This window comes from Leuconostoc mesenteroides subsp. mesenteroides (assembly GCA_009676745.1).
In the GTDB taxonomy this organism is placed as follows: domain Bacteria; phylum Bacillota; class Bacilli; order Lactobacillales; family Lactobacillaceae; genus Leuconostoc; species Leuconostoc koreense.
The window spans coordinates 1,485,888-1,505,126 of the sequence record CP046062.1; the positions used below are offsets into that span (position 1 = coordinate 1,485,888).

24 protein-coding genes are annotated in these 19,239 nt (G+C 34.2%); all 24 read left to right on the forward strand.

Going from position 1 to position 19,239, the window contains the following annotated elements:
- Positions 1–77: 77 nt before the first annotated feature.
- The 24 genes from GJV51_07380 (at position 78) to GJV51_07495 (ending at position 19,150) form a co-directional block, all read left to right on the forward strand.
- Positions 78–1,454 carry a cell division protein FtsK gene (locus GJV51_07380; protein ID QGM25802.1) on the forward strand — a complete coding sequence of 459 codons (1,377 nt, stop codon included), beginning with the start codon at positions 78–80 and terminating at the stop codon, positions 1,452–1,454.
- On the forward strand, positions 1,454–1,765 hold the full coding sequence (locus GJV51_07385) for a hypothetical protein (GenBank protein QGM25803.1): 312 nt from the start codon (positions 1,454–1,456) through the stop codon (positions 1,763–1,765). Before GJV51_07380 ends, GJV51_07385 begins: the two co-directional genes overlap by 1 nt.
- 279 nt (positions 1,766–2,044) lie before the next feature.
- A complete protein-coding gene (locus GJV51_07390) occupies positions 2,045–2,341 on the forward strand; it encodes a hypothetical protein (GenBank protein QGM25804.1) in 297 nt (98 codons plus the stop codon).
- A 386-nt stretch (positions 2,342–2,727) separates the two neighbouring features.
- Positions 2,728–4,356 (forward strand): helix-turn-helix domain-containing protein, encoded by a 1,629-nt coding sequence (locus tag GJV51_07395; GenBank protein QGM25805.1) that lies wholly within the window; start codon positions 2,728–2,730, stop codon positions 4,354–4,356.
- Between the two features lie 2 nt (positions 4,357–4,358).
- Entirely contained in the window at positions 4,359–4,544 is a 186-nt protein-coding gene (locus GJV51_07400) for a hypothetical protein (GenBank protein QGM26119.1), read from the forward strand.
- An 87-nt stretch (positions 4,545–4,631) separates the two neighbouring features.
- Positions 4,632–4,892, forward strand: coding sequence for a hypothetical protein (locus GJV51_07405; GenBank protein QGM25806.1), 261 nt, complete (start codon positions 4,632–4,634; stop codon positions 4,890–4,892).
- Between the two features lie 72 nt (positions 4,893–4,964).
- Positions 4,965–5,375: a hypothetical protein gene (locus GJV51_07410; protein ID QGM25807.1), complete on the forward strand. Its 411-nt coding sequence runs from the start codon at positions 4,965–4,967 to the stop codon at positions 5,373–5,375.
- Complete coding sequence (locus tag GJV51_07415) at positions 5,375–5,746, forward strand: hypothetical protein (protein QGM25808.1); 372 nt, start codon at positions 5,375–5,377, stop codon at positions 5,744–5,746. Before GJV51_07410 ends, GJV51_07415 begins: the two co-directional genes overlap by 1 nt.
- A 135-nt stretch (positions 5,747–5,881) precedes the next feature.
- Positions 5,882–7,060, forward strand: a complete 1,179-nt coding sequence (locus GJV51_07420) for an IS30 family transposase (protein ID QGM25809.1) — start codon at positions 5,882–5,884, stop codon at positions 7,058–7,060.
- Positions 7,061–7,206: 146 nt separating this feature from the next.
- Positions 7,207–7,515: a hypothetical protein gene (locus GJV51_07425; protein QGM25810.1), complete on the forward strand. Its 309-nt coding sequence runs from the start codon at positions 7,207–7,209 to the stop codon at positions 7,513–7,515.
- 44 nt (positions 7,516–7,559) lie between these two features.
- Positions 7,560–8,123, forward strand: a complete 564-nt coding sequence (locus tag GJV51_07430; protein QGM25811.1) for a TIGR00730 family Rossman fold protein — start codon at positions 7,560–7,562, stop codon at positions 8,121–8,123.
- Positions 8,124–8,791: 668 nt separating this feature from the next.
- A complete protein-coding gene (locus tag GJV51_07435; protein ID QGM25812.1) occupies positions 8,792–9,025 on the forward strand; it encodes a helix-turn-helix domain-containing protein in 234 nt (77 codons plus the stop codon).
- Positions 9,015–9,986, forward strand: a complete 972-nt coding sequence (locus tag GJV51_07440) for a Replication initiator protein A (GenBank protein ID QGM25813.1) — start codon at positions 9,015–9,017, stop codon at positions 9,984–9,986. Before GJV51_07435 ends, GJV51_07440 begins: the two co-directional genes overlap by 11 nt.
- A 26-nt stretch (positions 9,987–10,012) precedes the next feature.
- On the forward strand, positions 10,013–10,288 hold the full coding sequence (locus GJV51_07445; protein ID QGM25814.1) for a hypothetical protein: 276 nt from the start codon (positions 10,013–10,015) through the stop codon (positions 10,286–10,288).
- The gene (locus tag GJV51_07450) at positions 10,257–10,613 is read left to right on the forward strand and encodes a hypothetical protein (protein ID QGM25815.1); all 357 of its coding nucleotides are present in this window, start codon (positions 10,257–10,259) and stop codon (positions 10,611–10,613) included. Before GJV51_07445 ends, GJV51_07450 begins: the two co-directional genes overlap by 32 nt.
- The gene (locus GJV51_07455; protein ID QGM25816.1) at positions 10,603–11,037 is read left to right on the forward strand and encodes a single-stranded DNA-binding protein; all 435 of its coding nucleotides are present in this window, start codon (positions 10,603–10,605) and stop codon (positions 11,035–11,037) included. The genes GJV51_07450 and GJV51_07455 overlap by 11 nt, the downstream gene beginning before the upstream one ends.
- A 4-nt stretch (positions 11,038–11,041) precedes the next feature.
- Positions 11,042–12,010 (forward strand): hypothetical protein, encoded by a 969-nt coding sequence (locus GJV51_07460; protein QGM25817.1) that lies wholly within the window; start codon positions 11,042–11,044, stop codon positions 12,008–12,010.
- A 206-nt stretch (positions 12,011–12,216) separates the two neighbouring features.
- Complete coding sequence (locus GJV51_07465; GenBank protein QGM25818.1) at positions 12,217–12,594, forward strand: hypothetical protein; 378 nt, start codon at positions 12,217–12,219, stop codon at positions 12,592–12,594.
- 15 nt (positions 12,595–12,609) lie between these two features.
- Positions 12,610–13,395 (forward strand): DNA-entry nuclease, encoded by a 786-nt coding sequence (locus GJV51_07470; protein QGM25819.1) that lies wholly within the window; start codon positions 12,610–12,612, stop codon positions 13,393–13,395.
- On the forward strand, positions 13,396–14,109 hold the full coding sequence (locus tag GJV51_07475) for a hypothetical protein (protein ID QGM25820.1): 714 nt from the start codon (positions 13,396–13,398) through the stop codon (positions 14,107–14,109). It begins immediately after the preceding gene.
- Entirely contained in the window at positions 14,099–14,413 is a 315-nt protein-coding gene (locus GJV51_07480) for a hypothetical protein (protein ID QGM25821.1), read from the forward strand. Before GJV51_07475 ends, GJV51_07480 begins: the two co-directional genes overlap by 11 nt.
- On the forward strand, positions 14,397–15,878 hold the full coding sequence (locus GJV51_07485) for an IS110 family transposase (protein QGM25822.1): 1,482 nt from the start codon (positions 14,397–14,399) through the stop codon (positions 15,876–15,878). The genes GJV51_07480 and GJV51_07485 overlap by 17 nt, the downstream gene beginning before the upstream one ends.
- A 517-nt stretch (positions 15,879–16,395) precedes the next feature.
- Entirely contained in the window at positions 16,396–17,250 is an 855-nt protein-coding gene (locus tag GJV51_07490) for a hypothetical protein (GenBank protein QGM25823.1), read from the forward strand.
- 586 nt (positions 17,251–17,836) lie between these two features.
- Entirely contained in the window at positions 17,837–19,150 is a 1,314-nt protein-coding gene (locus GJV51_07495; protein ID QGM25824.1) for a hypothetical protein, read from the forward strand.
- The last annotated feature ends 89 nt before the right edge of the window (positions 19,151–19,239 follow it).

A 19,239-nucleotide genomic window follows, 5' to 3' on the forward strand; every position in this document is an offset into this window, starting at 1 on the left:
GGTTTTGGTTTTTTTTCAAGTTTGATTTATTTTTTTTCTTTGAATTTGTAATGTTTAATATGTTGGAGGAATAGTTAGTGTTTAAGAAAATTAAATACAGCGATCAGTATTTAGCAAAGACTTTATTTAAAAGGACTTTGCTTTTTGTTTGGTTTGTAGTAACAGTTTGTTTTGGTTTTTGGTATTTAAACATTTTTCAAGCCTTGATGCAAGGACAATATAGTTGGTGGTATTTGTTGCCTATTGTGTTAAGCATCTTGTTGACTGGTTTGTTTGGTTGGGGTTTTTTTTGGTTTTACAAGAATTATGCCCCAGAACATTCCGACTTTATTTCAAAGTACCTGAAAACAGTTGAATTACGCCAGATGATAAGCCTGTTGATTGTTTCCAAAGGGTTCTTTGATACTGCTAGTGATGATAATGGGACATTTATAGCTTATTTCCCAAAATTAAAATTAAAGGTATTACACAAAACAGGTCAACTGATTTTACAAGAGCCAGTAGACGGCCAGAAATACATGGAAAGTTTTTCTAAAAATGAGTTTGATAATGTTGTTGAAACAGCATTACTCGCTGATAGACAAACAAGTGAATTTAGTAAAAATAAAATGATTAGTACCTTTGCTTTTGACCCGATTAAGTTTAGAAGACAGTTAGAAGAATTGAAACCTAAAAAAGGGTTATTGCAAATTTCAAAGGGTATTGATTGGAAGTATGATACTTTCTACAATGCTTTACTATCAGGTAACGTTGGTACTGGTAAATCTTATACTATGTTTGCGATTATTGGGCAGTTATTACAGGTTACTAAATTTGTTTATATCATTGACCCAAAACGGTCTGATTTAGCTGGTTTAAAACATGTACCTGAATTAAAAAATAATGTTTTTAGTGTGGCATCTGAAATCAATCAAGCTGTGATAGATTTTTATACTAAAATGATGGCTCGTGCTGAAAAAATTGAAGCAATTAAAGCATCGGGTAAAGTTGGGACTTATAAAGATTTTGGGTTTACACCTTATTTTTTAGTGTTTGATGAATTTGGTGCTTATTATGAAATGAATGATAGATTGGCTTATGATGACCCAACTAAAGCTAGTTATGAGACAGCAATGTCAAATCTTAGAGAGATTGCTATGTTGGGACGTGAACTAGGTTTTTATATTTTAATTGGTATGCAAAGACCTGATGCAGGCACGTTACCTATGGCAATACGTAACCAATTGAATATGCGTATTAACATTGGTGTGCCAACACCTGAAATTGAAAAAATGGTATTCCCTGATAATGAAAAGCAGTTGCGCCCTTTGTCATCTAGTTTGAAAGGTTGGGGCTTTATTAAGATTGGGGACAGTCAAGTCAGGTCATTCTTTGCACCAGAAGTACCAAAAGATTTTAATTTACATGAATACATGCGTGAAAATATCGCAATAAGAGAAAGACAGGGAAAATAATGGCAGATGATATTATGGCAATTGAGCGAACTAGGTTAAGTCTAGTGAATGGTTCAAGAAATATGTCGTTGATGTTGGATAAGTTACGTTCGATTGATGCCAATGAAATGGCTAACATTAGAAATATTGTTAAGAATATTGATGTTGAAAGTGGCGCAATTGAAAATGAAAAAGCGTTACGATTTATTACAGAAATAAGAGATGTTGATGTTTTTAATTTTACACAGGATATTGTCGATTTGATGAAGCATATTGAAAGTTCGCAAGAACAGTTAGATGCGTACATCAAAGAGTTTAGAAAATTGGTCTAAAACAAGTTTACTTGTGAAATTTTAAAAATGACGTGATGAAATAGGCGTTTTAAGGACTTTGTGAAAGGTTTTGAAAATGTTCTATTTTTTAGTGCTTTAAAACGTTGATATAGCGTTACTTTTTATAGCGTACCTTATGTAAACCTTGATTGGTCTAGTAGAAAATAGGAGTTAGAAATGATGAAATACCACGCAAGAAGTCCAACACTTAGCATCTGTGTTTGGCTTTGCTGTTAATTAAATATTTGTAGTTTAAAAAGAAAAAGTAGGTAAAAAATTATGGCTTTAGAAGTTAAAAAAATTCAATCTTTGTCCGCTCAATCAATTGAAGATTTGAAGGCAATTGAAAAGATAGGTGGACTTGAACACCTTGCTCAACTAAGTGATGAACTTAAAAAAGCAATGGCAGATGAGGAACAGTTACGTGCTGTTAGCCCAATGCTTCCACCTTACTTTGCAGAACTACGTAAAAATTTAGGTTTTTTGCTTGGTACGGCTAAGTCTTTGCAGACACACGGTGTCAATCGTACAAAGGATATTGAGGGTCTTTTGGATCAACTGTCACATATTAAGTAAGTAACTATTGTTAAAGCTCTAGTCTTTTACAGCAAATGTCCTGTGAGAGACCGGGGCTTTATGTACATAGTGACTTTATTTTAGGCGTGGCTCGACCAAAGGAAGAGACAGTGCCACGCCCAGCCCTAGCGTAGCGTTGGGGCTGGGTGCGTGGTCGCTGTTAAGCAAATGCAAAGCATTTGTAAGCGACTGGCACATGCGCCAAAAATAAAGTCACCAAAAAGGCTTTAACCCCCAGTTACTAACAGGGGGGTTAAACCGGTAAAAACGCTGAAAGCGTCAACCCAATATGGGGAACAAACGCCGGTATGAAGCCATTTAGAACAAAAAACAAAAATGTCCCTTTGAAAGTACCAAATGGGACATTTTAAAAAAGGAAAGCCGACATGATAACGATTAACAATGAGCCAACAGCTTATACACCTATATTTCTAGGCACAACACAACATAGTTTACGGTTATCGTTGGAAATACTTATCATGGTTGGTATGAAATTGAATGATGAAATTGTTGAGACTTATAACGTAACTGTACCAGCCATTGAATTGGGACAATTACCTAATATCGGTAGTCAGATTGCGATTGATGAAATTACTGGTAGTGAATTATCAGGCTTTAAGGCAAAACTTAAACAGTCTGATGCAAAAATACAAAATACGGCTTCAACTGAATTAGAAAAATTAGTCGATTTAAAAAACGTTGGTCGATACCAACTATTGAAAGGGAAAAATATTATGACACAAGATTTAAATGCACCAGAACTAACAAATGATAATTTAATATTGATGCGACAACTGCTTGGGATAACACAACAAGAATTAGCTACTGCACTGGATATTAGTAGAAAAACAGTTACTCGTTTTGAAAATGGAGAACAAAAAATATCAGATAAGTTTGTTGATAAATTGTTAGTAGCCTATCCAGATTTAGCAGAAAGCATTGAAGTACAATTCGATTGGGTTTCATTAACGTTCCCAGATTTAACTTCAAAGCAAGTGATTGCTGATGTGTTACGTTTGCAGGAAAATTTGTTTTTAGAACGTCCTACGTCTCAAAACTTTTATACTCGTGAAATGGCATTTGCTGGCGAAAAAAATATTTACATACAAGACTTTGCGCCAGTGAAAAACCCAGAAACACAGGCTATGGATCAAAAATTTGGGACAACGCTTTATTTAACTGGTAAAGGCACACGGCTGTTTGAAAAAGCTTTGTTAGAGCAGAGTATGAATTGGCATGACTTTTTTGCAAAAGCACGATTATATCGGGGGCATCTAACACGATTAGATATTGCAATCAATGATAAATGGGGTCTGCTGAACATGAATGACCTTGTTAAGGCTGTACAGGAAAAGCGTTTTTGGAGTAAATCAAAGTCTTATGCAGTGCATGGCAACGTTGATGACGGCTGGACGGTTGATTTTGGTAAGTCGCCTTTTGTTATCCGTGCCTATGATAAGCACAAAGAACAAGCTAATAAAGGCTATGACACTGATGTAAAAACTCGTGTGGAATTAGAATTGCATCAAGATAAAGCAGAGTATGTCCTTGATGAGTGGCTTAATCAAGATAAGAAATTGGTGGATATAACCTTTGATATTTTGTATACCTATTTGTGGTTTACTAATGGCAAAATTGATGACCAACAATTGAAATCAGATACAGTGCGTGATGAGATTGAAGCAACGGTTGAGCCGATGCCTGCTTGGTCGTTACTAACAGCTTTAGGCAAGAAAATGAAATTTGTTAGAGAGCCAAAAAAGCAAAGTGTTGAGCGTATTGAAAAATGGGTTTTACAGTCGGTTGTGCCTAGTCTAGCGGTATTGAAGAAAACAGGACATTGGCATGAAATCATTGAAGCAATCAATGCAGTGGAATTATCGGCTGAACACGAAAAACTGGTTATGGCAACTACTAAAAATGCGATTACACAGGCAAGTAAGCAGTTAAATATCAACTTTGAAAAGCCGACTAAAAAATACAACGAAGATGATGAACAAGGAAAGGGGGCATGATAATGTATAAAGCAGTTGGTTGGCATTCAAAGAATGAGTACATGATAGGCACTACGCTAGCAGATGTGATGCGTAAGTTACAAAAGGAATATCCAGCACCTAGACGTACTATGAGTACTCAACAAATTTATAGTGAACCATTACGAATTATTGATGAAACTGGTAAAGATAAACAGTATTTACCCTAAATAATTTAGAGTGTTTAACTGTTGACTAAGGGAACAACTGTTCGTATAATAGTTATAGTAAATAAAACGACTGGAGCTGTTTGAGCTATGAACCAAATTGATGCGGTAATTGGGGATATTAAAGAAATGTTTGCTAAGCAACCTAATACGATATATGAAGTGAGAGTTGTAGACCAAATCTACTCAAAAAAGGTCAATATATTTTTTGAATGGTATAAGATTGGTCGTGCAACACATTCACAACAAATAGCACGATTGGATAGTTCATATACAGAACAAATACCGGAAATTATTAAGAAAATTCGTAAAGAAACAGGTTTGACGGTTCGTACAAATATATATGATTAGTCACAAAGTGAGTTAGTGCTTGATAGGTACTAGCTTTTTTGTTTGCAATTAAAACTGAAAGGATAAAGTAAGATGCCAACAAAAATATGGTTAAAGCCGGAACAATTAGAGCTGTATATTAAGCAGTTAGAACGATTTAGAGACTTATATAGTCAATTAGACCAAACGTTAGAAAGCGATAGACAAGGCTTTCAATTCAAGGCTGGTGCGCCTAACTTTCAAACAACGTTAAGCGTATCAATGCAATTACAAGCTAAAATCAGACAAGCACAATCTCAAACATACGGAGATGTGCTTTTTTTTAACAAAGAATTAGCATCAAGGGTACAAGATTTGGTCTCAAAATCAATTGAGCTAACCTTTGCTTATCGTGATTTAGACTTGCTGATTAAGGGAACTGATCGCAACACTGAAAGTGGTTTGAATAAGATTGAAGAACAGTTGTATCAAGCTAAAAAGCAACTAAGAGAAAGGGCAATGTGATGATAAACAAAGCAATTGACAATTTAAGGTATCGCATCATCAATCGTTATGTTGATTGTTTACGTGATATTGAGGTTGATAGTCATTTGCGTGAACAATTAAAATGGTCTGATAATAACAAAATTATAGGGCAGATAGCTTATAGCATTCACAATATTGTTGATTTTACTGATGAAGTCTTTAGACCATTTGATGATGTAAACAATTATGAAGCCTTTATTTTGAGGGAATTGTCAGAACATGCAAAAAATTTGGAAAACAATTTACTACCTGAACTTGAACGTATGCGTTTAGATACTCGTTGGCTATCTGAATATTATGAAGAACTAGCTGATGTAAAAAAGGTTCTTGATGAATTCAATGTTGTGTGAACAGTTGATATGCTTATAATTTTGTTTTTCGATAAGTTAAAAAATAAAATAATAGACAACATTGTGAAATGGTAAACTTGTTATAAGGGAATATTCCCAACTTCAATAATCATAATAAAGGAGTATATACGTTTTATGAGTGATGAAACACCAAAAAAACGAAAGCGCCAACCACATATAAATGAAAATCAACGTCACATGATTGAATACTTGTGGAATATTGAGAAAATGACACAAGCGGATATAGCTAGGCGTTTAGGCTATACACCGTCATCAATACTACGTGAATTACACCGTGGCAACACACTTGATTTTTCGCATTTAGATAGACGAACGCTTTTGAATATGGATATACACGCACGTATCAAGTATTCGGCACAACGTGGTCAATATCTAGCCTTAAAGAAACGTAGTAAAATGGGTACCGGTTCAAGATTGACACCTGAATTAAAAGAAATCATTGAAACTTGGGTTAATGTTGAACATTGGACACCTGAACAAATAGCTGGCAACGTTCAAGATGTTGATGTCTCCGCATCAGTCATTAGATTATGGGCTAGAAAAGGTTTAATTGATATTCGCAAACACAAGTATCATCGACAAAATGGGACACCAAAAGAAAGAGCTGTTGCGCAAACAAGACGTGCTAAAGAACGTGAAATTGCTAGACTTCGTGAGCAACTAAAAAATGACGGAGAATTAGTCCGCCACTCAATATTTGATCGCTCACAGGTTGTTGAAAGTCGTAAACAGTTCGGTCATTGGGAAATTGATTTAGTTCTGCCTGCTAAAATGAATAATCTACGGTATCAAGATACGACTGCGATTATGACATTTACTGAACGAAAAACTCGGTTTACTGCTTTGGTATTAGTTCGTAGTAAAAAATCTAGTGATATGGTTGATGCGTTTAAGCTATTTTATGAACGATATGGCAAAGCAGTAAGAACGATTACCGCTGATAATGGTTCTGAATTTATCTCATGGGACTTTTTAGAATATGTTCAAAAAGAGCTTAAAATCAAGCTATACTATGCTACACCGTCATCACCACAACAACGTGGTTCAAATGAAAACAGAAACCGTAAGCTACGTGATTGGTACCCTAAAGGTACGTCATTTAAAGATGTGAAGCAACGACAACTAGATGAAGTAGCTTCAAAAATGAATGCCATGCCACTTAGACAAGCATTGGACGGCAAAAGACCAATGGTAGTGTTTGAACAAGAATATAAAGCCATGCAACGTTACCGTAGAGCTTATGAAAAGCGTAAACAGCGCATGCTAGAAGAGCGCCAAAATGATGAAGGGTAACCAATTATAGTCAGTAATGTAGTGGCTAAATTAATATTTCTAAATAAAGTGACAGGTCTCATTTTATAAAATATATATGTATAGTATAATCAATTAGTACGCATTGATTATACTATACATACTAACACTAAGGAGGAAGATTAGTGATGCAGGAACATAAAATGTGGTTAACAAGCTTCTATAAAAAACGCAATTGGTTTCAATATTCGACATTTATCAGATTAAATTTTTTATTTGAAGAAGTTGGTGAATTAGCCCAATGTATTAGAGCAATAGAACTAGGCAGAGATCATCCTGGTGAAGAAATGCAAAATCAGTCAGAGCTTAATGCACATTTAAAAGAAGAACTAGCTGATGTTTTAGATCAAGTACTGATTTTAAGCGAAAAATATAATATAGATTTAGATGATTTAATAGCACAAAGTCAGACGAAATTGAAACAACGTTTTAATTAATCAGTTTTATTTAAATTTAGAATATGTAAAAGGGTTATATAAAAATGAAAAATTTGGCAGTTTACTGTGGTGCATCACTAGGGAAAGATTCTGCAGTAGTAACTGCTACTAAAGAATTAGGTCAATATTTAGCACAGAATCATATTGAATTGGTTTATGGTGGCGGTAGAGTTGGTTTGATGGGTATACTAGCTAATCAAGTACTAGATTTTGGTGGTAATGTTCATGGTATCATTCCAAATCAATTAGCTGACAGAGGTGCAGCCTTAGAAAGACTAACTGATTTAACGATAGTAGAAAATATGTCTGTTAGAAAGCAAAAAATGCTGGACTTATCAGATGGTTGTCTTGCGTTGCCAGGTGGACCAGGAACACTAGAAGAAATTATCGAAGCTTTTTCTTGGGCACGCTTAGGCAACAATAATAATCCGTGTGTTTTTTATAATATTAATGGCTATTATGATGAGTTAAAAAAAATGTTTGATACTATGACAGCGCATGGTTTCTTAACTGTGGAAGATCGTCAAAAATTACTTTTTTCTGATTCTCTAGAAATAATATTCGATTTTATGAATAATTACATCCCACCAAAGATTCGAAAGTATTAGTATTATAATGGCCATTAACAAAAGGCTCAGGTCGTAATTTTATTATTTTTCAATATTTTTTGCGAATTTAAGCACAACAATAAAATAATGAACTTTAGACACTAGAAGTGTCTTTTTTTGTTGTGCTTAAAATATAAAGATTTGAAAATGGTTTAATTGATTGAAATATTTGATATAATAGTGAGTAATTAGATTGCTAAAAGCCTTTGTATCGACGTTCTAAAAGCGTGGACATGCAGTTTACTTTTAGACAAAATCATGATATTCTTAAAAAAGTTGTGCTCTGATATAAAAATAATCTTCGTTAGTTTTACATACGTGTTACCAGAAGTTTACTAAAATATTAAACATGTGGTTTTCAGGTTGACATCCGCCATACCAATTAAAGTGTACCGTGCATAATCTAACGTAACAGAGGCTTGTTGATACGTTGGCGCACAAGGGATTACACGTTTTACAAAAAATCCAAAGTCAATAATTTGAAATAAAGTAACGTTTTTGTAACATTCGTTATTTTAAAAGCTCATAAGTCCTGTGTGGGCTTATTTTTTTTGCTTAAAAACAGCCTGAATATTAAGAAATTGTTAAGAAACCGTCGTCATGACGGTTAATTATTGGTAATAAAATCAATGGAAATTGACAACTAAGACAAGGGAGAAAGAGACAAAATGAAACATTCTTTTGGATCAATTGTAAAAGCTTATCGGGAACGAAAAAGACTAACACAATTGGAATTGGCCGTGAAATCAAAAGGGGAATTGTCAACAGCGACGATTTCAAAAGCTGAAACTGATCCGAGTCACAATCCAAAACTAACGACATTCATAAAATTTTACAAAATTATGGATGTACCGTTTGAAGAGATTGTTGCGACATTAGAGGGGACTGCTGATGACAAATGACCAAGACACGCACAGGAAAATGGAACGAGTTAGCAGAGATCAGGTTGAAACTAACGAACGATTCTATAAAATTCCAAAAGCACTATTTGAAAATGAATTCTATGCCGACATGAAGCTTGAAACGAAAATGGCTTATGCCATTCTACGTGATCGTTTTCTGTTATCAATTAAAAATAATTGGATTGATAAAAATGGTGATGTTTACTTGATCTACAAAAACAGTGACCTGCAATCAATCCTCAGTGTTGGTGAGAAAAAAGTCATTAGTTTAAAAAAAGAACTAGCAGATTTTGGACTACTTGAAGAAGAACGGCAGGGGTTAAATAAACCAAACAGATTGTACGTTGGTAACATAAATGCTGATTTTGAAGTTATCCACAGGGCTAACCTCTTGGGGGACAAGGAACTGTCAAAACGACAGTTCCGGAACTGTCAAAATGACAGGTCAAGAACTGCCAAAACGACAGGTCAAGAACTGTCAAAACGACAGTTAAGTGAGACTGAGAGTAGTGAGACTAATTTGAGTGAAACTGAAACCCCTTATTTGGATGAGGACGAAACAAATAATAATAATGGTTCAAATAATTTTCAACAATCGTTCATCGCAATCGGAAAAATAATTGAAAAAAATCCTGAGTTACGAAATGTGGTTCAAGGTTTAATTCCAGACTTACTTCTGAATGAGCCAAAACAGGCACAAATTGTTGTCAGGGCACTTGACCGTGGTTATCACTTTTTGACGGCCGAACTTGAAAAAGGTAATTCTGTTCTGACTTTACAAAGACAATTACAAGGTGACGTCAGCAATGTATTATTTCTATCAAAAATTGGTTCTAAGCAATTGGAATATATGAGCGACCATTTGATTGATATTAACCAGTATGGCAATTACTTCGCGAGTGGCCTGGAAAATCGTTTGAGAATTGCTGTCACAACAAGTCAATCGGCATCAGGCTTTTAACTTTAAATTGAGAGAGGAGAGACAAAATGGCAAACCAATACAACATATTTATTGCAGTAGATTTCTTCAATGCAGATATACTTTTTGTGGCTAATTCATCAGGTGAACTCAGCCGAAAAGTTATCAAAGCAATTGAAAATCATGAATTAGAAAGTGATGGCGCAGTGAGGTTATACCGTACCTCTTATCAATCATTTAAAGCAATTCAAACACTGATGACACGCTATCATTTACCGTTCCATGAAGCTGCAAGACCGAAAGGGAGAGATTATGAAAGTCAGACAATTAACGCTGTTGGATGAGCAAAGTTTACACGAACTGCAACAAACCAAATATGTCGTCATTCTCGTTAAGGAATTAAAACACAATCTCGTTCAACCAACCAAAAAACAAGCCTTTGTTTGCTTAAAACCAAGTGAGATGAAAGTCAAAGGTGAGCTGTTTGATGATTGTCTAGGGAATCATTACATCGGCTGTACAGTCCTAAAGGGCATTCATTATTCTGAATCTGGTGACCAAATTCCTGTATTTAAACTACCAAATAACATTCAAGATTATTTAGTCAACCAATTGACACCAATTATTACTTTACTAGATCAAAAGAGGAGAAATTATTATGCAAATTAATCACCACGTAGGGCGTTTAGTTCGTGACGTAAACTTTACCGTAAGGGGCGAAAATGAAACTAAAATTGCCTATTTCAAATTAGCCATCAACGATCTAAAAGATGGCAAAGCCACTTATATTGATTATGTTGCTTTTAACAAAACGGCAGAATTGATTCGAGATTATGTGACTGATGTTGGTCAAGTAGTGGAGGTTGAATTTGTGATGCGCAATCACAATTACACCGATAAAAATACTGGTCAAAAAATATACGCCATGCAAAATCAAGTGACACAATTCCGCATCTATAAATCAAATCCGTCATCAAAAAAGCCTGCTGTTCAAACACAGGTTCCCGACACTCAGGAGACTGAAATAGCTGATATGGATTTACCACCATACCCTGACTTTAGCAGTAACGCATTTGAATATGTAGAGGGGTAAGAAAATGACTGCAATAATCACAATAGCTGATAAATTCCGAAATATGTTTCAAAGATTTAGTCGCTTTGGTACTTGGTTTTTGGAACATCAACGTCGCAATTTAATTGCCATATTTAGCCTATTTATTCTGATAGCTTTTGGGACAACTGTGATGGTTAACATTACACCTCGACCTTCAAATTTGCCAAGTACGGAATTAAATACACCTGTTTCATTTGGCACTTTGAACAAAACCGCCAGTCTCACAAAAAGTGTTTTTAATAAAAATAACGGTGTGTTGGAACTGCATTATACAATCTCTGACGGAGCTGTTTCTGATCAAGATTTGGTTGATATTAGCAAAATTAAATTTACTGCTATAACTGATCATGGTGGCAGTCAAGTGACAGGCCGTGTCGTACCAACTTCAAATAATACACTCGTGGTCCAATTTAAAAACTTGAGTCATAACTTCAATGCTGTAACACTAACAGCTCATGATAAAAGCATCAACACGTCGACAGTCGAAGCGCCAAGTAGCGTAGTTGCAGATAGTTCAAGTGCAAAGAAAACTAGCGCAAACAGTAATACCGCAAGTGGGAAATTCATCATCAATCGTGACAAAGTTTCTAAGTCAAATACACTAACATTTGCTACTCAAAAGGAACTCGAAGTGAGTGAAAGTGAAGCAAAAATTGCAGCACAGCAAAAACTCATTTCAAAGAATACGAACGCGATTGTTGAATACCAAAAAGCCATTGATCAACAACTGAGTTCAATCAAAAAGTATCAAAAATTACTCGCCCAGTCTGATGACTCAGACACACAAACTAGCATTGATAATGCGCGTGATGCTATTACTCAAATAAGGACACAAATCAGTGATGCACAAAAAAATATTCAACGTGCTAAGACAAATATTAATCAATATCAAAAGACGAAAAAGCAAGTTGAAGATGGCAAATCATTGTTGCCAAAAGCAACAGATTTGTAATGACAAATAGTTCAAGAAATTCCCTAATGGGCTATTTTTTTCAATCAAATAAAGGTTTAAAAAGGGTTAAACGCAGGTTAAAAAATGGTTTAACTGTAATTCATTGAGGTAATCCCTTGAAAGGCCCGCACGGCGGGATTAAAACCACAAGGTTTTCCTTTCCCCTTAACCTGTTCCCAATTCATTAAGTATTTTATGGAGGTTGTATGAAAGGTATAACAAAAACAATTAAAAACATTGATGAACATGCTTTGAAAATCATTGAAGCACAAGCATCAAAAGAAAATGTATCGTCAAGTCAATTAATTCGAGAACAAATTGAAGACTATGCTAAGCGACTTGAAGAAGATAGCGCAGCAAAAATATTGCATACTTATCTCGATGATTTGATCATGGCTAACAATAATGTTGTGCACGGATTAAATGACAATACAATTGCTATTGGTGAAATGTTTAAAACAATTCTGGCACGAATTGAAATGTATTTTCCAGACTTAAATGATGAGGTAGAACGAATTAAAAAAAACGCTCGCCCTCAGGAAAAAAATTTGCCAAAGTCGATTGACTTTGATGAGTTTGAATAATTGGAAGGAGTACAAATGAAAAATTATAAACGTGGTCGTTTTGCGAGAAGGATTTTATTAAGTACTTTCATATTGATAGGTGTTGTGTATTTAAACCGTATCTCGATTTTGCAAAAAATTGTAGCAATAGGTTCCCAATCACAACTGATTAATATTGAAAAACAAAGTAATTCACCGACACAAAATGATGAGCTAGCCAACTTAAAATATAATGGTCAAACAGTTGTTGAAGTCAATCATAACCAACCAACTTTTAGTCAGGATGATTTACAAATAAAAGAGGGTGGCTGGCAAAAACTTTCGTCATTAGATTGGTTAGGCAGACCACAAGTTGCTAATGCATCGCTTAACCAAAAATTGATGCCACCCTCTCAAAAGTATAAAGCGCGTGAACGATTAACAATTAAAACGCCAGGATACCATGCCATTAAAACTGGAACGAATACTACAGACTGGTTATACAACCGTAGTCATCTGATTGGGTATCAATTTACTGGCCTAAACAATGAAGCCAAAAATTTGATCACAGGGACACGACAATTCAATGCAGATAGTCGAGTGAATGCAAAAAGTATGGTGACTTATGAAACAGAAATTGCTGATTATTTGCATCAGTCAAAAAATAATTATGTGCGTTATCAAGTCAAACCAATTTACAAAAATGTTGAGTTAGTACCCCGTGGTGTCCATATGATGGCACAGTCAAATGACAATACTTTGAAATTTAATATCTATGTTTTTAACGTTCAAGATGGCTGGACAATCAACTACTTAAACGGTAATGCAGAAAGGAGTGAATAAGTGAAAGATGCAATAGAATTCAAAACAAGTCAAATGAAGGCACTCATCAAAAGAAGAAATGTTTTGAATAAAAAATATGATACAACTTTACCCGAAGATATTCCTTTAGAGGTTAAATCAGAACTAGAGCTTATTGAAAATTTGTTAAATGAATTTGACATCAATCAATCAACTTTTGATGAAAGACCAACAATGATTGGAATAAAAAATTCACGAGATGAAGAATGGTATTTTCAACAAATGAAGCATTGGATAGAAAGACACCCAAATGCTCTTAATGCGAAGTTTAGTCGAAGTAGTGTCTATAAGTTTGCTTTGCACTTCTTCGTAGAAAATATTGCCATCAATGCTAACAATGCACGTCTCAATTACTCGGAACTAGCCCAGAAGGTAAATGATGCCAACTCCATAAAAAGTGATTCAAAATTGACTGCGCAATTGGCAAATGTAGAGAATTTATTAGGCTTTCTTTTAACCATGCAGCAACGTCAACTTGAATACATTCCAGAAGGCATTAATTTAGAAAATGGTTTTGTTAAATACGCCATCAACCCAATTAATCCCACAGAGTTCCAACAATTTGGTACACCAACAGAACTCAATCCAAACAATGAATTGGCACAATCTTATGAAGTATATAAAAAAATTCGGAGTCGCGATAAGCAGCTAATCAAAAAATACCATCAGACAGGAGGCCAATTAGATGATGACTAAAAAGCATAGTGAAAGAAAAGCACAATTGACAAAGTATTTAGAACAACTTGATGAATTCAATTGGCACCATCCTACTCAAGTTAGTGAGATGGCTGACAGTCAACATGAACGCGATAATCGTACGTACTATTTGGCTCAGATAAGTTTAATTCTGTTTAATAACTATCAACAATCCTACATGCAAATTGCTCAAATGCTGAACATGTCCTCCAGAACAGCCCGCCGTTTGACAATTGACTATGAACAAGACTTTGGTAGTTTAGAAGAGATTATGGAGGAATTGCAAAATGGCGAAGACTGGTGAAATTGCTGCATTTGCCCTGGGTGAAAAAAAGACGGCAATGGTCAATTTACCAGTGCAGTTTGTCACGTCTAGCACAGCAGATATGAAGGGACAAAAATACTCAGACCTAGTTGATTATGCTGATAATTCTGAGAAGACAAGTGATCTCAATAATGAATCCATGAACGATTTAATTGACTTAAAGAAACAATTTAGCAAGCCTGGCTATGCTAACCGCAATTCTTCGGTAACAGAAACGCATCCAATATTTGGTCGCGATAAACTAAATTATGATAATCACGATATTTCTGTATTGAGAAAAGACTTGAATGAGGCTCAAAAAAATGGCAATAATATCCATGAACTCGCTTTTTCAATCAGAGGCGATTGGTTAGTTCAAAACAATCTCTATGATCCCGAAACTCGTATGATAGACCAAAATAAATTGAAGCATGCAGAACAAGAGGTTGCTAAGACGCTAATCAACAAAGGATTTAATTTACCTTTGGGAGAAGATGAAAATGATGTTGTTTGGTTTGGTGTGATTCATCAGGATACTGACCACCTAAACATGCATCTGTGGTTTGCAAAAAAAAGCCAAGAAACGCGTCCAGAGATGATCAAGCAAGAAGGTAAGTATAAAGGGCAGCCAATAGGTGTTATACCTTTGGAACTGATTGAACAAGCCAAACGACAGTTTAGAAAACAATTAATGTCATCACAGGAATTAAGGCGGCATCAGGAAATATTAAAAGGTGTTGGTGGGTTTAAACAAGAAATTGTTGAGGCAGCGCCAGAGAACCTTTTAAATGACCGACATGCCAAAGCCATCAAGCAAATTTATGATGCTTTACCTCAAGACATGAAAGGGCGATGGCAGGTAGGCAATACAAAATTATCGTCTGGCAAAGGCAAGATGGCTAAGGCAAATATATTAACTGATCAACTGTTGGATGATTTGTTTTCAAAGGAGCTAAAACCCGAATATCAAGGTTTTAAGTCACTGGCACAAGAATATGACGCCATTAATATTGAAGACCAGGGTGTAATGCATAAGGGGCAACGTAAATGGTCTGAGAATAAGGAAGATGAATTGAAAAAACGCTTAGCGAATCAACTCTATAAACATTTAGCAAAAATTGAAGACACCTCAATAAATGATATTGACCAACAAATGTCTGAACTACTAAGTCATGTTAAAAAACGCAATAAGCGTATTAACACAGATAAAACTAAAATTGCATTTAGCCCTCAGGGAAAAAAAATGTCCTCCGAACCGTTGATCAACAATGTAAACCCAAATTCAAAGTACATAGGTGATCATATACCAGTGCGGGGTGGCTCGTTTAATAAAATTAGTCGCTTGTGGCGGCAGGACATCCGTGCTGAGACAAAAGCAGAACGTCAATTCTTAAGAAATCAAAAGAAAGTTGAACAAGAAAAGGCTCAAGAAGAATATGAGTCACAAATATCAAGAGGAATGTAAAAGATTATTATGTTATTAATTTTTTTATATATTCACCTATGCCAATGTCAAAATAGAATTGTATTATTACAAACTCGTAATGTAAATGTCAATCAAGGTATCTCATATTTTTTAAAATAATTATTGGCACATTCAGCAGTATCAATTATGCTTTGAAACAGTTATTTGTAGAAACAGACTATCAAGAATCTTCCGAAATAGTTAATCGTAATATTTTGATTAACTTACCTAGGACAATATTGGAAGGACGTTGTGCTTTTTAAAAATTAATATATTAATTTTTCAAATTATAATTTAAAATTTGGTATTATTTTGGCAGCAAGACTTTTTGCACTTCAAAATTGAATGGACAATTACTATCCTATGTCTATGATTGAAAGTATAGCGTTTTATTTAACTCTTGAATTACATAGAATTCCCAAAATGAAACTTATTGAGCATATTCAAAAATTCACGTTTGCAGTACAATATTAATCAGAACATTTAAATTTTGAATTGATATGGAATAAATTAAAATATGACTTTTAGCAAAGAAACTACAGATGAGATTACCCAATATATGACGCATATTGAAAATGAACAATGGTTTGAAAAAAAACAGTTTTATAATGTTGTAACTGACAATCCAACTAGAAAACGAATAATTGAAGAATTCCAATCTGCAAGATACATATATAAATTTTTTGAGGGGACTCGAGTAACTCAAAATTTTTTACGCGCACAAATTAGAGTTCAAGTATTGATGTATGCCTCAATTATTGAAGCCGCAACCGATTTTGTCTTAAAAGAGTATTTAAGTAACACAAAAGAATATAAAAAAATGTTACAAAAAGATGGATGGCTCAAGGTTATAGAAATCCCTGAAAGTGAAGAAGCTTTAGAATTACTTGATAAGATGGCAAAAAGTTATGGTGTTACAAGAGATGATATCAAAATATTTACAACTAGAGATGAAACTGAAGTTACCCTAAAAAAAGTAAAAGACAAAAACCCATTTCCTGAATTAGACAGGCTAGCTGAAATTCTAAAACAAGATAGACAAAATATTGTGGTTAAAAAAATTACGAGAAATACAAAAAATGAGGAAGAAAAATTTTTATCGGTAAAATTCAGTGATAAGGTCGATGTTTTAAAAAGCCTAAATATTTTAGATAATACAGAAAGGGAAGACGATAATTCTAAGTTTTATGAAGATCTAAAAGAAATATATTTGGCCAGAAATATGATACATATTGAAGCAGAAATGAAAAAAAACGGTGCCAAAAAAATGAACTTGGATTATGGGAAATTAGCGTATCTAAGAGCTACCGGTTTTTCAACGTTACTTAATCAAAACAAGGACAAGTTAGAAAAGGCGAGGGAAATGAAATAAATTAGTTGAAGCATCAGTGTTTAATAATCCGAACACAACAAATTTTGTAATCATTGCTCTTATACTAAAAAAAGGAGTATTGTTATTTAGTCTGTAGAATTAAAGTATAGTCGTACTTGTATGTAAATTTGTTATTCACAATATATTAAATTATTCACTGTTAAACTTCGCCAGGAAGCAAAACCTGCAGCAGATAAATTTACTGCATCAAAGGATTTCACTGGCATTTGGGTTGAGCAAGCTATCCCTGTCATGATTAATGGTAATACCCAATACATTAAAAGATGTCAAGACATCAAAAAGCGCCTGGCTATTTTGGAAAAAGCCAACAAATTTTGTCACAACAGCCTAATAAGCATTTAGCGAACATTTTACTAGCTAAGAAATAGATTGCCGCCCATTAAACAATTTTTAACGCAAGTTTATGCACTGATGCATAAACCTCTTCAATCAGCGAAATTCCTAGGCCAGGGGTTATGTTATGGTTGATAAAGAGGAAACGTTCAAGGCTTGTCAAGCAACACAATTAAGAAAAGAATTGTGCGTCAACAATAATGTACTTTAATTCTTAAAGAAGGTTAAATTTATGAAAAAAATTAAATTTACTGATTATGACATGAGAAGCGACTATGAGTTTCAAGTTTATGTCTCTCACGAGTTAAGCTTATTTGATGAAATAACCCACCATGATAAAATACAATTTATAAAAGCAGAAAATCAAATAGCCGGCACAATAATAAAAAAAGGTAAAGAAGTTACTTTAAATTTGTCACATGCCTTAGTTAAATCTGAACCGGCAAAAATAATCAACGGTAACAATAAAGTTCTTAATGACGAAGAATTTGGCGTATTGTATGCTACAACTTGGGATGGCAACATACAATTTACAATTAGAAGATACACTAATATTGGGAGTTCTTCTACAAGTAACTTTAATTCAATTTCTTATGGTGATACTGGCAGGTATATTGTGACTGATATGTCAATTTCATCGCAATTTATGTTGTTAAATGAAGTTGAGCAAGCAACTTATGACATTGACATGCTACAAGAATGGTTTTCAATTTACTTTCCATCTATGAATTTTCCTCAACTCAAAAAGGCAGCTTTAATGATTGACATGATCGAATTCAATGGGAGTCAAATTTCACTCTTAGTAAAGGGATCGACTAGAAACAGTAGTAGTAAAAGTGAAGAACACTATTTTGTGAATACAAATTTGCTTGTATTGTTTTCAGACCCCGAAACAAGAAAAAATGCCTTTGATTTAGGCATTCAACTCAGAAATTTTTTTGAATTGATTTTAAATAAAAAACTGGGACTCAGCAAAATTATATTGAATCAAAATAAATCCTTGCTTGACGGTGTTTTGAGAGGACCGTATGATGAACGTGAAAATTGGTATTTAGCACAATCCTTTTTACCATCGCGCGAACCAAAAACATTTGTAAGTTTTGATATTAACTATGATGATATCAAAACGGAATTTAAATCCTTACTGACAAAATTTATTGAATGTAAAAAGTTGCAAGACTTCGTATCAAAATTTTTAACAGTTAGTCAATACAAAATGCCAGTAGTTCCAGTATTATTGACTCTATGTTCAAGCGTAGAAAGTTATCTCAGTGATATCCACTTTAGTGATGGAACAAAAGTAAAAAATCTCAAACATAAACTTAAAATAGTTTTTAATGGTAACTGTAATGAAAAATGTTCTACTAAACTAATTATTAGTCAAATTAAAGCTACCCGAGATTTCTATGTTCATGGCACTGAATCTCAAAGCGTTTTAACTGAAACGGAATTAATGCCTGTGATTGAAAAATTTATAGAGGCTGTCAGAGTATATATACTAAAAGAACTAGGACTAGATATAAATAAGACAATGACTAATAATTAAAATGAAGTACAAAAATAAATCATGACGGCTGTGATTCTACGGTTTAATTGTTTTATGAAAAACCTGCGAGGAAAAGTAATATGTTTGAA

Coding starts and splice junctions, on each gene's coding strand:
- GJV51_07445 (QGM25814.1), top strand. CDS start 10,013: ATGGCAAACCAATACAACATATTTATTGCAGTAGATTTCTTCAATGCA.
- GJV51_07395 (QGM25805.1), top strand. CDS start 2,728: ATGATAACGATTAACAATGAGCCAACAGCTTATACACCTATATTTCTA.
- GJV51_07420 (QGM25809.1), top strand. CDS start 5,882: ATGAGTGATGAAACACCAAAAAAACGAAAGCGCCAACCACATATAAAT.
- GJV51_07435 (QGM25812.1), top strand. CDS start 8,792: ATGAAACATTCTTTTGGATCAATTGTAAAAGCTTATCGGGAACGAAAA.
- GJV51_07390 (QGM25804.1), top strand. CDS start 2,045: ATGGCTTTAGAAGTTAAAAAAATTCAATCTTTGTCCGCTCAATCAATT.
- GJV51_07495 (QGM25824.1), top strand. CDS start 17,837: ATGAAAAAAATTAAATTTACTGATTATGACATGAGAAGCGACTATGAG.
- GJV51_07385 (QGM25803.1), top strand. CDS start 1,454: ATGGCAGATGATATTATGGCAATTGAGCGAACTAGGTTAAGTCTAGTG.
- GJV51_07415 (QGM25808.1), top strand. CDS start 5,375: ATGATAAACAAAGCAATTGACAATTTAAGGTATCGCATCATCAATCGT.
- GJV51_07465 (QGM25818.1), top strand. CDS start 12,217: ATGAAAGGTATAACAAAAACAATTAAAAACATTGATGAACATGCTTTG.
- GJV51_07460 (QGM25817.1), top strand. CDS start 11,042: ATGACTGCAATAATCACAATAGCTGATAAATTCCGAAATATGTTTCAA.
- GJV51_07410 (QGM25807.1), top strand. CDS start 4,965: ATGCCAACAAAAATATGGTTAAAGCCGGAACAATTAGAGCTGTATATT.
- GJV51_07485 (QGM25822.1), top strand. CDS start 14,397: ATGGCGAAGACTGGTGAAATTGCTGCATTTGCCCTGGGTGAAAAAAAG.
- GJV51_07455 (QGM25816.1), top strand. CDS start 10,603: ATGCAAATTAATCACCACGTAGGGCGTTTAGTTCGTGACGTAAACTTT.
- GJV51_07450 (QGM25815.1), top strand. CDS start 10,257: ATGAAAGTCAGACAATTAACGCTGTTGGATGAGCAAAGTTTACACGAA.
- GJV51_07480 (QGM25821.1), top strand. CDS start 14,099: ATGATGACTAAAAAGCATAGTGAAAGAAAAGCACAATTGACAAAGTAT.
- GJV51_07425 (QGM25810.1), top strand. CDS start 7,207: ATGCAGGAACATAAAATGTGGTTAACAAGCTTCTATAAAAAACGCAAT.
- GJV51_07430 (QGM25811.1), top strand. CDS start 7,560: ATGAAAAATTTGGCAGTTTACTGTGGTGCATCACTAGGGAAAGATTCT.
- GJV51_07470 (QGM25819.1), top strand. CDS start 12,610: ATGAAAAATTATAAACGTGGTCGTTTTGCGAGAAGGATTTTATTAAGT.
- GJV51_07400 (QGM26119.1), top strand. CDS start 4,359: ATGTATAAAGCAGTTGGTTGGCATTCAAAGAATGAGTACATGATAGGC.
- GJV51_07490 (QGM25823.1), top strand. CDS start 16,396: ATGACTTTTAGCAAAGAAACTACAGATGAGATTACCCAATATATGACG.
- GJV51_07405 (QGM25806.1), top strand. CDS start 4,632: ATGAACCAAATTGATGCGGTAATTGGGGATATTAAAGAAATGTTTGCT.
- GJV51_07440 (QGM25813.1), top strand. CDS start 9,015: ATGACAAATGACCAAGACACGCACAGGAAAATGGAACGAGTTAGCAGA.